General features: G+C 60.9%; 8 protein-coding genes and 1 pseudogene. All 9 read left to right on the top strand.

Annotated elements, in window-relative coordinates; translation table 11 throughout:
- Positions 1-25 precede the first annotated feature (25 nt).
- The 9 genes and pseudogenes from QRN48_RS21575 (at position 26) to QRN48_RS25190 (ending at position 12,529) form a co-directional block, all read left to right on the top strand.
- Positions 26-1,189 (top strand): acyl-CoA dehydrogenase family protein, encoded by a 1,164-nt coding sequence (locus QRN48_RS21575; RefSeq protein WP_037012722.1) that lies wholly within the window; start codon positions 26-28, stop codon positions 1,187-1,189.
- Positions 1,190-1,199: 10 nt separating this feature from the next.
- Entirely contained in the window at positions 1,200-2,549 is a 1,350-nt protein-coding gene (locus tag QRN48_RS21570; RefSeq protein ID WP_285353131.1) for an MmgE/PrpD family protein, read from the top strand.
- 140 nt (positions 2,550-2,689) lie between these two features.
- Entirely contained in the window at positions 2,690-3,889 is a 1,200-nt protein-coding gene (locus QRN48_RS21565; protein WP_285353129.1) for a CaiB/BaiF CoA transferase family protein, read from the top strand.
- Between the two features lie 315 nt (positions 3,890-4,204).
- Positions 4,205-5,029 carry an HpcH/HpaI aldolase/citrate lyase family protein gene (locus tag QRN48_RS21560; protein WP_285353126.1) on the top strand — a complete coding sequence of 275 codons (825 nt, stop codon included), beginning with the start codon at positions 4,205-4,207 and terminating at the stop codon, positions 5,027-5,029.
- 164 nt (positions 5,030-5,193) lie between these two features.
- Positions 5,194-6,192 carry a TRAP transporter substrate-binding protein gene (locus QRN48_RS21555; RefSeq protein WP_037009157.1) on the top strand — a complete coding sequence of 333 codons (999 nt, stop codon included), beginning with the start codon at positions 5,194-5,196 and terminating at the stop codon, positions 6,190-6,192.
- A gap of 121 nt (positions 6,193-6,313) precedes the next feature.
- Positions 6,314-6,946 carry a TRAP transporter small permease gene (locus QRN48_RS21550; protein ID WP_285353122.1) on the top strand — a complete coding sequence of 211 codons (633 nt, stop codon included), beginning with the start codon at positions 6,314-6,316 and terminating at the stop codon, positions 6,944-6,946.
- Positions 6,946-8,229, top strand: coding sequence for a C4-dicarboxylate TRAP transporter large permease protein DctM (gene dctM / locus QRN48_RS21545; protein WP_037009159.1), 1,284 nt, complete (start codon positions 6,946-6,948; stop codon positions 8,227-8,229). The genes QRN48_RS21550 and dctM overlap by 1 nt, the downstream gene beginning before the upstream one ends.
- A 355-nt stretch (positions 8,230-8,584) precedes the next feature.
- A pseudogene (locus QRN48_RS21540) lies at positions 8,585-10,847 on the top strand (type VI secretion system Vgr family protein); the annotation flags it as partial.
- Positions 10,848-11,497: 650 nt separating this feature from the next.
- The gene (locus QRN48_RS25190; protein WP_350310479.1) at positions 11,498-12,529 is read left to right on the top strand and encodes a T6SS phospholipase effector Tle1-like catalytic domain-containing protein; all 1,032 of its coding nucleotides are present in this window, start codon (positions 11,498-11,500) and stop codon (positions 12,527-12,529) included.
- The last annotated feature ends 105 nt before the right edge of the window (positions 12,530-12,634 follow it).

Here is a 12,634-nt window from a genome sequence, read left to right as displayed (position 1 = left end):
GCGCCGGCCGATGCGAGTGAACACCATGAATCCCTACGAAGACGAAGACCTCAATGCCATCCGTGACGGCGTGCGTGCGCTGTGTGCCGAGTTCCCTGCCGAGTACTGGCGCAGGATCGATGAAGAAAAAGGTTTCCCGGAAGCATTCGTCAAGGCGCTGACCGATGCCGGCTGGCTGTCGGCGATGATCCCCGAGGAATACGGCGGCTCCGGCCTGGGCCTGGCGGAGGCCTCTGTCATCCTCGAAGAAGTGAACGCCTGTGGCGGCAACTCCGGCACGGTGCACGGCCAGATGTACAACATGTTCACCCTGCTGCGCCATGGCAGCGAGGCGCAGAAAAGTTACTACTTGCCCAAGCTCGCCAGCGGCGAATTACGCCTGCAGTCGATGGGCGTGACCGAGCCCACCACCGGCACTGACACCACCAAAATAAAAACCACGGCGGTCAGGCAGGGCGACAAGTATGTGATCAACGGCCAAAAGGTGTGGATCTCCCGCGTGCAGCATTCCGACCTGATGATTCTGCTCGCGCGCACCACGCCGCTCGCCGAGGTCACCAAAAAGTCCGAAGGCATGTCGATCTTCCTCGTCGACCTGCGTGACGCCATTGGCAACGGACTGACCGTTCAGCCCATCGCCAACATGGTCAACCACGAAACCAACGAGCTGTTTTTCGACAACCTTGAGCTGCCCGCCGACAGCCTGATAGGCGAGGAAGGCAAAGGCTTCCGCTACATCCTTGATGGCCTGAACGCAGAACGCACACTGATCGCCGCCGAGTGCATCGGTGACGGGCGCTGGTTCATCGAAAAATCCGCCGCCTACGCCCGTGATCGCGTCGTATTCGGTCGTCCGATCGGGCAAAACCAGGGCGTGCAGTTCCCCATTGCCGAAGCGCACATCGAGATCGAGGCCGCGGACCTGATGCGTTGGCGTGCCTGTGAAGAATACGACGCCGGCAAGAACGCCGGGGCCAGCGCCAACATGGCCAAATATCTGGCCGCAAAGGCATCGTGGGAGGCTGCCAATGCCTGCCTGCAAACACACGGCGGCTTCGGCTTCGCCTGCGAATACGACGTGGAGCGCAAATTTCGCGAAACCCGCCTGTACCAGGTCGCGCCAATCTCCACCAACCTGATTCTTTCCTACGTCGCCGAGCACTTGCTCGAACTGCCACGCAGTTTCTGAGGATTCCCCTATGAGCCATACCCAGGCATTGGCGGGGTTCCTCGCCGAGCTGACCTACGAGCAAATCCCAGGCGTCGTACTCGACCGCACCGAAGACCTGTTTCTTGACTGGATCGGCTCGGCGCTGGCCAGCCAAGGCGCACGGCCCATCCCGCTGTTCGAGCGCTACGCCGAACGCATGGGGCCGCAACAGGGCAAGGCAAAGATTCTGGTCAGCGGTCGCGGCACCTCGGCGTATTTCGCCGCGCTGGTGAATGGCGCGTCGTCGCACCTGGTCGAACAGGACGATCTGCACAACAGCTCGGTGTTGCACCCGGCAACCGTGGTTTTTTCGGCGGTGCTGGCAGCGGCGCAGGACCTCGGCAAAACTGGCCAGGACTTGTTGCTGGCGTCCGTGGCCGGCTACGAGGCCGGCATTCGCATCGGCGAATTCATGGGCCGCTCGCACTACCGCATCTTTCACACCACCGCGACGGTCGGCACCCTCGCCGCAGCGGTCGGTGTGGGTAAGCTGCTGAACTTTGACAAGGAACACTTCATCAACCTGCTGGGCACCGCAGGCACGCAGGCCGCAGGCTTGTGGGAGTTCTTGCGTGACGCTGCCGATTCCAAACAGCTGCACACCGCCAAGGCCGCAGCCGATGGCCTGCTGGCGGCGTACCTCACCGAAGACGGCCTGACCGGCGCGCGCAATATTCTGGAGGGTGATCAAGGCATGGCGGCGGGCATGTCCAGCGACAGCGATGCCACCAAATTGTCCGACCGTCTCGGCAGCCGCTGGGCGCTGGTTGAAACCTCGTTCAAATTTCACGCGTCGTGCCGGCATACCCATCCCGCCGCTGATGCGTTGCTGCACCTGATGCAACGGGAAGGCCTGCGCCATGAGCAGATCGCCAGGGTCGTCACGCGGGTGCATCAGGGTGCCATTGATGTGCTGGGTCGGGTTGATGTCCCACAGACCGTGCATCAGGCCAAGTTTTCCATGGGCGCGGTGCTGGGCCTGATCGCAGTCCACGGCAGTGCTCAGTTGATCGAATTTCGCGATCTGGCGCTGACGGATCCTGACGTTGCTGCGTTCCGCGAAAAGGTTTCGATGGAGCTGGACCCGGAAGTGGACAACGCCTATCCCGCGCGCTGGCTGGGCCGGGTCATTGTGACCACCACCGATGGCCGCACCCTGAGCGCGGGCATTGATGAGCCCAAAGGCGATCCGGGCAACACCCTGTCCAGGGCCGAGCTTGAGGACAAGGTCCAGCGCCTGCTGGCGTTCTCCGGTGCGCGCACGGTGGAGCAGGGCACGGCGTTGATTCAGCGGGTCTGGCAGCTGCGCGACGCGCGGGATTTGCACGACCTGATCTAACAGCAACCCTTTTTTGTAGGAGCGCGCTTGCCCGCGATGCGGTGTGTCAGAGACAGCGCCGGTGACTGGCACTCCGCAATTCGCGGGCAAGCGCGCTCCTACAAGATCGTCGCCCGGCATGGGCTATGAGGTTTACGAACATGACTCAACAACCCCTCCGTCCCCTCGACGGCATCACCGTGGTCAGCCTCGAACACGCCATCGCCGCGCCGTTCTGCACCCGGCAACTGGCGGACCTGGGTGCGCGCGTGATCAAGATCGAGCGCCCCGGCGTTGGCGATTTCGCCCGCGGTTACGACCAGCGTGTCGATGGCCTGGCCTCGCATTTCGTCTGGACCAACCGCTCCAAGGAAAGCCTGACCCTGGACCTCAAGCAGGACGAGGCCGGCGATATTCTGGAGTCGCTGCTCGGTAAGGCCGACGTGCTGGTGCAGAACCTCGCGCCGGGCGCTGCGTCGCGCATGGGCCTGTCGTTCGAGACCCTGCATGCACGTTTCCCGCGGCTGATCGTGTGCGACATTTCCGGTTACGGCGAAGGCGGGCCGTACGAGAAGAAGAAAGCCTACGACCTGTTGATCCAGAGTGAAGGCGGCTTTTTATCGGTGACCGGCGGGCCTGGCGAAAACGAAATGGCCAAGGCCGGATGCTCCATCGCCGATATCGCCGCTGGCATGTACGCCTACACCGGCATCCTCTCGGCGCTGATGCTGCGCGACAAGACCGGGGAGGGCAGCCGCATCGACGTCAGCATGCTCGAAAGCCTGGTGGAGTGGATGGGTTACCCGATGTATTACGCCTACAACGGCGCATCGCCGCCGCCAAGGGCCGGAGCATCGCATTCGACGATCTATCCGTATGGGCCGTTTCCTACGGGCGGTGGCGGCACCATCATGCTCGGTCTGCAGAACGAGCGGGAATGGGCGCTGTTCTGCGAGAAAGTCCTGCTTGAGCCGGCGCTGGCGACGGACGAGCGCTTCTCGGCGAACTTCAAACGTTCTGAAAACCGCGAGGTGCTGAGACAAATCATTGTCGATGGCTTCGCCGCGCTGACGGTCGACGACGTGGTTGCACGCCTGGAAGACGCCCAGATCGCCAACGCCCGCGTCAACGACATGCAAGGCGTCTGGGACCATCCGCAGCTCAAGGCGCGTGACCGTTGGCGGGAAGTCGACAGCCCGTCCGGCCCGTTGCCCTCGCTGCTGCCGCCGGGCCACAACGCGGCGTTTACTCCGCGTATGGACGGCGTGCCGGGCTTGGGTCAGCACACCGCCAGCATCCTCGGCGAGCTGGGGTTTTCTGCCGAAGACCAGACGCGAATGGCGGCGGGCGGGGTGGTGTAAGCCTCACGACCGCGTGGACCTGTCGCCAATGCCCGTCTTTATTGGAACGCGCGGTCCTTTCGCCATCGCAGAGCGCGGTCCATTGCCGCTGCCCGCTATTGCAGGACCATGCGGACTACTTGCCGCTGCCCACCATTGCACGACCATGCGGACTACTCGTCGCTGCCCACCATTGTAGGAGCGCGCTTGCCCGCGAAGAGGCCGGATCATCCGCCTTATCTTCTGCGGCTGAAAACAGGCATCGCTATTTAGATCCAGCGCCTTCCGGTCACGCCAGAGGGTTGCGCCGACAATCGTTATTCAGGAGCTTCAATCATGCCGCACCCCCTCATTCGCTCCGCCCTGTTCGTTCCCGGTAGTCGCCCCGAGCGTTTTGCCAAGGCGCTGGCCGCAGGCGCCGATGCGGTAATTGTCGATTTTGAAGACGCCGTCGAAGAACCGCTCAAGCGCCAGGCGCGGGACAACCTTGCGGCCTTCCTCAACAGCCATCCACAAGCGGCCGTATGGGTCCGGGTCAACGCACCGGCCCATGCCGAGCATGCCGATGACCTGGCGTTTTGCCGACAACAGGCCGGGGTTGTCGGGGTGCTCTTGCCCAAGGTCGAAAGCGCTGCTCACGTGGCGGCCGTCTGGCAGGCGGGCAAGCCGGTGTGGCCGATCATCGAAAGCGCAAAGGGGTTGCTGGCACTGGATCAGATCGCTCACGCCACTGGCGTCCAGCGTTTGTCATTCGGCGGGCTCGATCTGGCCCTGGACCTGAACCTCAATACGGGCACCCCCGCCGCACAGATGTTTCTGGATCAGGCGCGGATGTCGGTGCAGCTGCACTCCAGAGGCGCGGAACTGCTGCCACCGCTGGACGGTGTCTATCCCGCGATCGGCGATCAGCAGGGCCTGCATCGCGCGGTCCGGCACGCGTACGACATGGGCTACGGCGGCGCGCTGTGCATTCATCCGGCGCAAGTTCCGGTCATCCACGCCGCGCTGGCGCCCAGTGCCGAAGACCTCAACTGGGCACGCAAGGTGATCGATGCCAGCGCCGCAGCACGGGGTGCCGGGGCTTTTCAGCTGGATGGGCAAATGATCGATGCACCCGTGCTGCTGCGTGCTCAGCGCTTGCTGGCATTGGCGGCGGGATAAGCGCACCTGAACGCATGCTCGCGTTCAGCACCGGCGAACGCCGGCTTAGACAAAACCTGATTCTCCAAACACTCGGGGTTGGTCATCGTGACATTGCACTATGCTCATGCTCTCCACCTGCTCCTGCAAACATAAGCTCCTACAAAAATAAGAAGGTGATATCGATGTTGAAGCTGACCAAAGCGCTTTTCTGCGCGGCCGCTGTTTCCGTGGCCGGCCTGGCACACGCCGCTGACCCGATCACGATCAAGTTCGCCCACGTGGTGGCCGAAAACACACCGAAAGGCCAAGGGGCCTTACTCTTCCAGAAAATGGTCGCCGCTGACCCCGCCTTGAAAGACAAGGTCAAAGTCGAGGTCTACCCGAACTCTTCGCTGTTCGGCGACGGCAAGGAAATGGAAGCCCTGCTGCTGGGTGATGTGCAGATGCTGGCGCCGTCTCTGGCCAAGTTCGAGCAGTACACCAAGAAAGTGCAAATTTTCGACCTGCCGTTTCTGTTCAATGACCTGGCCGCCGTTGACCGTTTCCAGCAAGGCCCTCAGGGCAAGGCCCTGCTGACCTCGATGGACGACAAAGGCATTCACGGCCTGGCGTATTGGCACAACGGGTTGAAGCAACTGTCGGCCAACAAGAAGCTGGTCGAACCGAAGGATGCGCGCGGCCTGAAATTCCGCGTTCAGGCATCCAGCGTCCTCGAAGCCCAGTTCGTTGCCCTGCGCGCCAACCCTCGCAAGATGAGCTTCGCCGAAGTCTATCAAGGCCTGCAGACTGGTACCGTCAACGGCACTGAAAACACCTGGTCGAACTACGAAAGCCAGAAGGTCAACGAGGTGCAGCCGTTCTTCACCGAATCCAATCACGGCCTGATCGACTACATGGTCATCACCAACTCCAAGTTCTGGAACGGCCTGCCAGCGGACGTGCGTGACGAACTGCAGAAGATCCTCGACCAAGTGACTGTCGAGGTGAACAAGCAGGCCGAAGCACTGAACCAGACGGCGAAGCAGAAGATCATCGACGCCAAAACCAGCGAAATCGTGACGCTGACTCCCGAGCAGCGCGCCAAGTGGCGTGAAGTCATGAAACCGGTCTGGGACAAGTTCTCTGAAGACATCGGCGCCGACCTGATCAAGGCAGCCGACGATTCCAACAAGGCGCCCTGAGCCTTAGATCGTTTCTGGTTACAGACAGTGACGGTCCGGCGACCACCCCACGTGCGGGTGGTCAGCCCGCACGACCTGCGCTATGCCTGGCTACGTGTGGCGTCTTTTGGAGAGAATACCTATGCACCCGCTGACGCGATTCTGGGAGCATCTGGAGGAGGGCATGATTGCCTTCCTGCTGGCTGCCATGACCCTCGTGACATTCGTCTACGTGGCGTTGAACAACATTTACACCCTGTTTTATTCCCTCAGCGATCAATGGGCGGTCAGCAGTGACTTATTCGCCGGCATCGGCGATCACCTCATGGGCTATGCGCAAGCGATGACCTGGAGCGTGGCGCTGACCAAGGCGCTGTTTGGCTGGCTGATCTTTTTCGGCATTTCCTATGGCGTGCGCACCGCGGGCCACCTGGGCGTCGATGCGCTGGTCAAGAAAACCAGCAAACCGGTGCAGCGCGTGCTCGCCATGCTGGCGTGTGCCTGCTGCCTTGCCTACGCCGGTCTGTTTCTCGTCGCCAGCTACAAGTGGGTGTCGGCGCTGTTCGTGGCCGGCATCGGTGCCGAAGACCTCGACCGGTTCGGCATCGAGGTGGCGTACATCGCGATCATCGTACCGATCGGCTTTGGCCTGGTGATAGCGCGTTACCTGGAAATCCTCTACCGCATCTGGACGCACCGGCAGACCGGGCTGGGTCTGGCTGACGAAGCGGCCGAAGCGAGCAAGCTGGCCAACCCTGCCGAGGAGCAGCACTGATGACCGTTATCTGCCTGTTCCTGTTGCTATTCGTTTTCATGTTTCTGGGCGTGCCCATCGCGATTTCCCTCGGATTGTCCGGTGCTGTTTCGATCCTCATGTTCAGTCAGGATTCGCTGAGCTCGCTGGCGATCAAGCTGTTTGAAACGTCCGACAGCTACACCTTTCTGGCGATCCCGTTCTTCCTGTTGTCCGGCGCCTTCATGACCACGGGCGGCGTCGCCCAGCGTCTGATCGACTTTGCAAATGCCTGCGTCGGCCACATTCGTGGCGGCCTTGCAATTGCCGCAGTGCTGGCCTGCATGCTCTTTGCGGCGTTGTCCGGTTCCTCGCCTGCAACGGTCGCAGCCGTCGGTTCGATCGCCGTTGCCGGCATGGTGCGTTCCGGTTACCCGAAGGAGTTCGGCGCCGGGATCATCTGCAACGCCGGTACTTTGGGCATTCTTATTCCGCCGTCCATCGTGATGGTGGTGTACGCCGCAGCCACCGAGACCTCGGTCGGCAAGCTGTTCATCGCAGGCGTGATTCCCGGCATCCTGCTGGGTCTGGCGCTGATGGTGGTGATCTACATTGTGGCCCGGGTCAAGAAACTTCCGGCCCAGCCACGGGTGACTTTCCGTCAGTGGCTGCACACCGCGCAACGCGCTTTCTGGGGCCTGATGCTGCTGGTGATCATCCTCGGCGGGATCTACAGCGGCATGTTTACCCCCACCGAAGCGGCGGCCGTGGCAGCGGTCTATTCGGCGTTCATCGCGTTGTTTGTGTACAAGGACATGAGCTTCAAGGACTGCCCGAAAGTCCTGCTGGAATCGGGACGGCTGTCGATCATGCTGATGTTCATCATCGCCAACGCGATGCTGTTCGCCCATGTGCTGACCACCGAGCAGATCCCCCAACAGATCACCGCCTGGGTCATCTCTGAAGGCCTGACGCCGATCGGTTTCCTGATCATGGTCAACATCGTGCTGTTAATTGCCGGCAGCTTCATGGAGCCTTCGGCAATCATCCTGATCCTTGCGCCGATCTTCTTCCCGATTGCCATGAAGCTGGGGATTGATCCCATCCACCTGGGCATCGTCATGGTGGTCAACATGGAAATCGGTCTGGTCCACCCACCGGTCGGGCTCAACCTGTTCGTGACCTCCGCCGTGACTGGCCTGACGCTGGGGCAGACCATTCGCGCGGCCTTGCCGTGGCTGTCGATTCTGCTGGTGTTCCTGCTGCTGGTGACATACGTGCCCTTCATCTCACTCGCGCTGCCTAACTGGCTGGGCATGCCATGACAGCGTGAGCGATTCAACCGAACTGTGAGCACAGTGCCTTTGCCCCCGATGACGCACGTCTTCGGGGGCTTTTTTGTGCCCGATATTTCCAGTGCGCAAGGGTGCAGTGCTGGCGAGAAAACAGCTGATCTGTACGCATAATCGGGTTGAAGTGGTTGGTGCCGGGTCGGCGTTTTGGCCGACTGTGTAGGGCGATTCCTGACTTTTATTAGGACGCTTCTCCTTCGCGTTTTGGCTATGGAATGGGGCTTTGAAATGCCTCATCTTCGCCCGCCTCAGCCCTCTCTCATGGACGAGTTGATCCGGTTTTGCCTGACCGGTCAGAGGCGCCTTTTCCTGCCAGGGACGCTCATCCATGCTCACCGCACTGCCACCTTTCTTTGATCACAGCCGCCACACGCTCGTTGTCCATAGCCTGCCTGTCTCGCTCGATGTTTTGGCGTTCGAGGGCGAAGAGCAACTGAGCCAGCCGTTTCTGTACCGCATCGAATTCACCTCCCTTGATCGCGACATTGCGGCCGATCAAATCCTCGGCAAGAGCGCCCAGTTCAGCCTGCATGCCGCCCCCCATACCTTGCCCAGAGCCATTCGGGGCTTGCCGGTGCCGAAGGTCGAAGCGCTGCGCACGCTGCATGGTGTCATTACCGGTTTCAAGCGGCTCTCGGGTTCGGCGGATGAAGCACGTTATGAAGTGACCTTGCAGCCGCTGCTGGCCTTGCTTGGGCGTGGCAAGCAATTCCGGATCTACCAGCACCAGTCGGTGCCGGAGATCGTCGAGAGCATCTTGCGCACGCGGCATGATTTCGAGGGGCAGGATTTCCGGTTCACTCTTGTGCGCGAGTATCCACGTCGCGAGCAGGTGATGCAGTACGGCGAGAGTGACCTGGCCTTCATTTCGCGCCTGCTCGCAGAAGTGGGCATTTGGTACCGGTTCACCAACGACGAGCGGTTGGGTCTTGCGGTGGTCGAGTTTCATGACGATCAGCGGCATTACGTCAAGCCGAGGATCAGTCTTCCGTATCGCTCGCAGTCGGGTTTGGGAAGCAGTGGCGAGGATGGCGTCTGGCAGTTGCAGGCGAGTCATGAGGTGGTCGAAAAGAACATTCACTTTCGGGCTTATCACCCTCGCGATGCCCGGGCGTGGCTGGACGGAGCGGTCGATCAGACGCGGGGGGATACGACGACTTATGGTGAGGCGTATCACTATGCCGAGCCCTATACCGCGCTCGGCGACAAGCTTGATCAGGATGAGGACCTGCTGGGGGAAAGCGGGTTCTTCTATGGGCGGTTGCGGCATGAGCGGTATCTGAATAATCAAACCCGGCTGAGCGGTGTTTGTAGCAGTGCGTCATTGGGGTTGGCGCAGGTGCTCGACGTTTCAGGCGGTGCCCCCCAGGCGTTTGAACCGGGTGCGGTTGTTACCCGATTGCTACTGCGTGCCGCGCGGGACCGCAGTTTCGAGCTGAGCTTCGAGGCGATTCCCTATTCGGAAAGCCTGTGCTTCCGACCGCCGTTGCTTGGAAAACCGAAGATGGCCGGGACTGTTCCGGCGCGTGTGACCAGTTCGCTGACCAACGATCCGTACAGCCACATCGACAGTGAGGGCCGCTACAAGGTCAGCTTTTTGTTCGACCGCGACAGCTGGAAGCTGGGTCAGGAGAGCCTGTGGTTGCGTTTGGCCAGACCTTATGCCGGCGACACTCATGGCCTGCACCTGCCGCTGATCTGCGGCACCGAAGTGGCGATTGCGTTTGAACAAGGCGACCCCGACCGGCCCTACATCGCCCACGCGTTGCACGACAGCCGCCATCCCGACCACGTCACGCTGCTGCGCCGCGATTACACGCGCAATGTGCTGCGCACCCCGGCCAACAACAAACTGCGCATGGAGGACGAGCGCGGCAAAGAGCACATCAAGCTCAGCACCGAACACGCCGGCAAGAGCCAGCTGAATCTTGGGCATCTGGTGGATGACGAGAAGCTAAAACGCGGCGAAGGGTTTGAATTGCGTACCGATGCTCAGGGTGCGATTCGGGCCGGAGGCGGGTTGTTTATCAGTGCGGATGAACAGACCAAAGCCCAGGGCAAGCAGCTGGACATGGACGCTGCAGTGGGTCGCTTGCAGCACGCCGGCGAACAGCTCGAACGGCTATCGGCCGACGCCGCTCTCAGCCAGGCAGACCCAGCGAACGTGCAAGCTCAGCTCGATCTGCTGACAGACAAGCTCAAGGCGCTGCAGCAATCCGTCCTTCTGCTCAGCGCCCCGCAGGGCATTGCGCTGACCAGCGGCGGGCATCTGCAGCTGGCCTCGCAAGACAACCTGATGCTCAACGCGGGCGGCGCGGCCGACATCAGCGTGGTGAAGAAAATGTTCATGGGCATCGGCCAGGGGCTGAGCGTGTTCGTGCGCAAGCTCGGGATCAAACTGATCGCCAACCAGGGACCGGTGAGTATCCAGGCGCAAAATGATCGTCTGGAGCTGCTGGCCCGCCAAGGCCTGAACATCACCAGCACCGAAGACGAAATTCACATCACCGCCAAGAAACGCATCGTTCTCAATGCAGGCGGCAGCTACCTCGCCATTGAGCAATGCAGCATCGAATCCGGCACCGCCGGCGACTACCTGATCAAGGCCGCGCACTTCGACTTCAGGCCAAAAGCCACACAGGCGGCAATTCTGCCCGTCTTGCCGGCGGGGCTGGAGGCTCCATCGGACCTGCATGGGCTTGGACCCAGCCTTCGCGGCAGTAACACCCACTCCGAGCAGAGCGCGACGGGCGATACCGGGCCTGAGCTAGAGCCCGAGCCATTGGAAGAGGAAGAAGAGGAAGAAGAGATCACCGAAGCCGTCACTGAAGGCATCACCCTGAGGATTGGCCTGTTCTTCGACGGCACCGGCAACAACCAGAGCAATGCGGCGGCGACGGAGCAGTGTCGGCGTCAGGATCTGAACAGTTTCACGGCCGAAGAACTGGAGAGCATTGCGGCAACGTGCGAGCAATACGGGTTTGGTGAGTTTGACGGTAGCGGGTTCAACAGCGCGCCGGATAACAGTTACGGGAATGCGCCGAGCAATGTGGCGCATTTGTATGACTTGTATCCGGATAACACGGCTACGCCGTTAAGCGAAGATGCCGAGATTGGGTACGTCAGGGTTTACGTCGAAGGTATTGGTACTCGCAGCGGTGGTGCAGATGCAACGCTGATAGGCCAAGGTCTTGGTCAGGGGGAAACGGGTGTGGTGGCGCGGGTGCGTCAAACGCCGGATATGCTCTCCAAGCAACTGGGTTTTTTCCAGCAAAAGAACCCCGGCATCACTATTCGCAATTTAGAGTTCGACCTTTTTGGGTTCAGCCGAGGCGCTGCCGCAGCACGACATTGCGCAAACGAAGTGCTTAAACCAAGTCGTGGGTTGTTCAGCGAACTGCTTGCCGGAGGCTCGGCAGGCCTATTGAAACATGTTAATTCGGTATCTGACGTCTGTATCAACCTGATCGGTCTTTTCGACACCGTTGCCGCGATCTCAGACCCTTTGCATGGCGACTTCAGTCCCGGTAATGACGTCGATCGTGGCGTCAATCTCTACCTTCCACCTGACTGCGCCCGACAAGTCATCCAGCTGCACGCTCTTGACGAATATCGGGCTGATTACTCTCTTAAGGCCGTGCACTCCACCCACCTGCAAATCGGCCTGCCCGGCGCGCATTCGGATATCGGTGGCGGCTACCTGCCTCGTGCCCGAGAAAAGTTATGGATGATACGGCCGCGCAAGGCCAGTGTCGGCGAGCATCAGAGAATCGAATCCCATCCGATGTGGCTCAGCGCGGACGGCCAGGCCAAGGTGCTACGTGAATTAGGCGCGGCGCGCGAAGGGACTGTTGTGGTCAAGGCCTGGCCTGCACCGACCAGTCCTCGTGGCAGGGCTGAGTCGGTTACGCAGGATTACTGGATTACCGTCACCCTGGAGCGACAGGTGCGCGGCGAATTGGCCCTGATTGCGCTTCGCGTAATGCGCGAGTTGGGCATGCGCCATGGCGTTCCTTTCGACGTCATCACTCGCGAGGATGAAGGGCTTGAATTGCCAGACGAACTCAAGCCTATCAACGAGCAAATCATGCGGCAGGTCTTTGCGGACGGGGTCGTGGGACTTGAACCCGCGCAAAAGGCATTGCTCAGCGCGCGTTACATTCACATGTCCGCGCACTGGACTCCCAAAGGGCCTTTCCTACTGAGCAAACCGGCGGCATTGAACCGCCGTAACGTGCACCTCAATCGTCCGCAAGAAGGTTATCCAGCATGAGGCGCCTGGCTTCTGCGGTACTTATGTTATGCAGCCTAAGTGCGTGCGCAAATGGGCCGAGATTGCCGCCGACGCCTAATCTGCCGTACCCGGCTTGGTATGTGG

It is taken from the genome of Pseudomonas sp. ME-P-057 (genome assembly GCF_030208975.1).
In the GTDB taxonomy this organism is placed as follows: Bacteria; Pseudomonadota; Gammaproteobacteria; order Pseudomonadales; family Pseudomonadaceae; genus Aquipseudomonas; species Aquipseudomonas lutea.
This window is presented reverse-complemented; position numbering and strand designations above follow the sequence as displayed.

Excerpts from the sequence above, each read along its gene's own strand:
- QRN48_RS21575 (WP_037012722.1), top strand. The coding sequence starts at position 26 with ATGAATCCCTACGAAGACGAAGACCTCAATGCCATCCGTGACGGCGTG.
- QRN48_RS21560 (WP_285353126.1), top strand. The coding sequence starts at position 4,205 with ATGCCGCACCCCCTCATTCGCTCCGCCCTGTTCGTTCCCGGTAGTCGC.
- dctM (WP_037009159.1), top strand. The coding sequence starts at position 6,946 with ATGACCGTTATCTGCCTGTTCCTGTTGCTATTCGTTTTCATGTTTCTG.
- QRN48_RS21555 (WP_037009157.1), top strand. The coding sequence starts at position 5,194 with ATGTTGAAGCTGACCAAAGCGCTTTTCTGCGCGGCCGCTGTTTCCGTG.
- QRN48_RS25190 (WP_350310479.1), top strand. The coding sequence starts at position 11,498 with ATGCTCTCCAAGCAACTGGGTTTTTTCCAGCAAAAGAACCCCGGCATC.
- QRN48_RS21550 (WP_285353122.1), top strand. The coding sequence starts at position 6,314 with ATGCACCCGCTGACGCGATTCTGGGAGCATCTGGAGGAGGGCATGATT.
- QRN48_RS21570 (WP_285353131.1), top strand. The coding sequence starts at position 1,200 with ATGAGCCATACCCAGGCATTGGCGGGGTTCCTCGCCGAGCTGACCTAC.
- QRN48_RS21565 (WP_285353129.1), top strand. The coding sequence starts at position 2,690 with ATGACTCAACAACCCCTCCGTCCCCTCGACGGCATCACCGTGGTCAGC.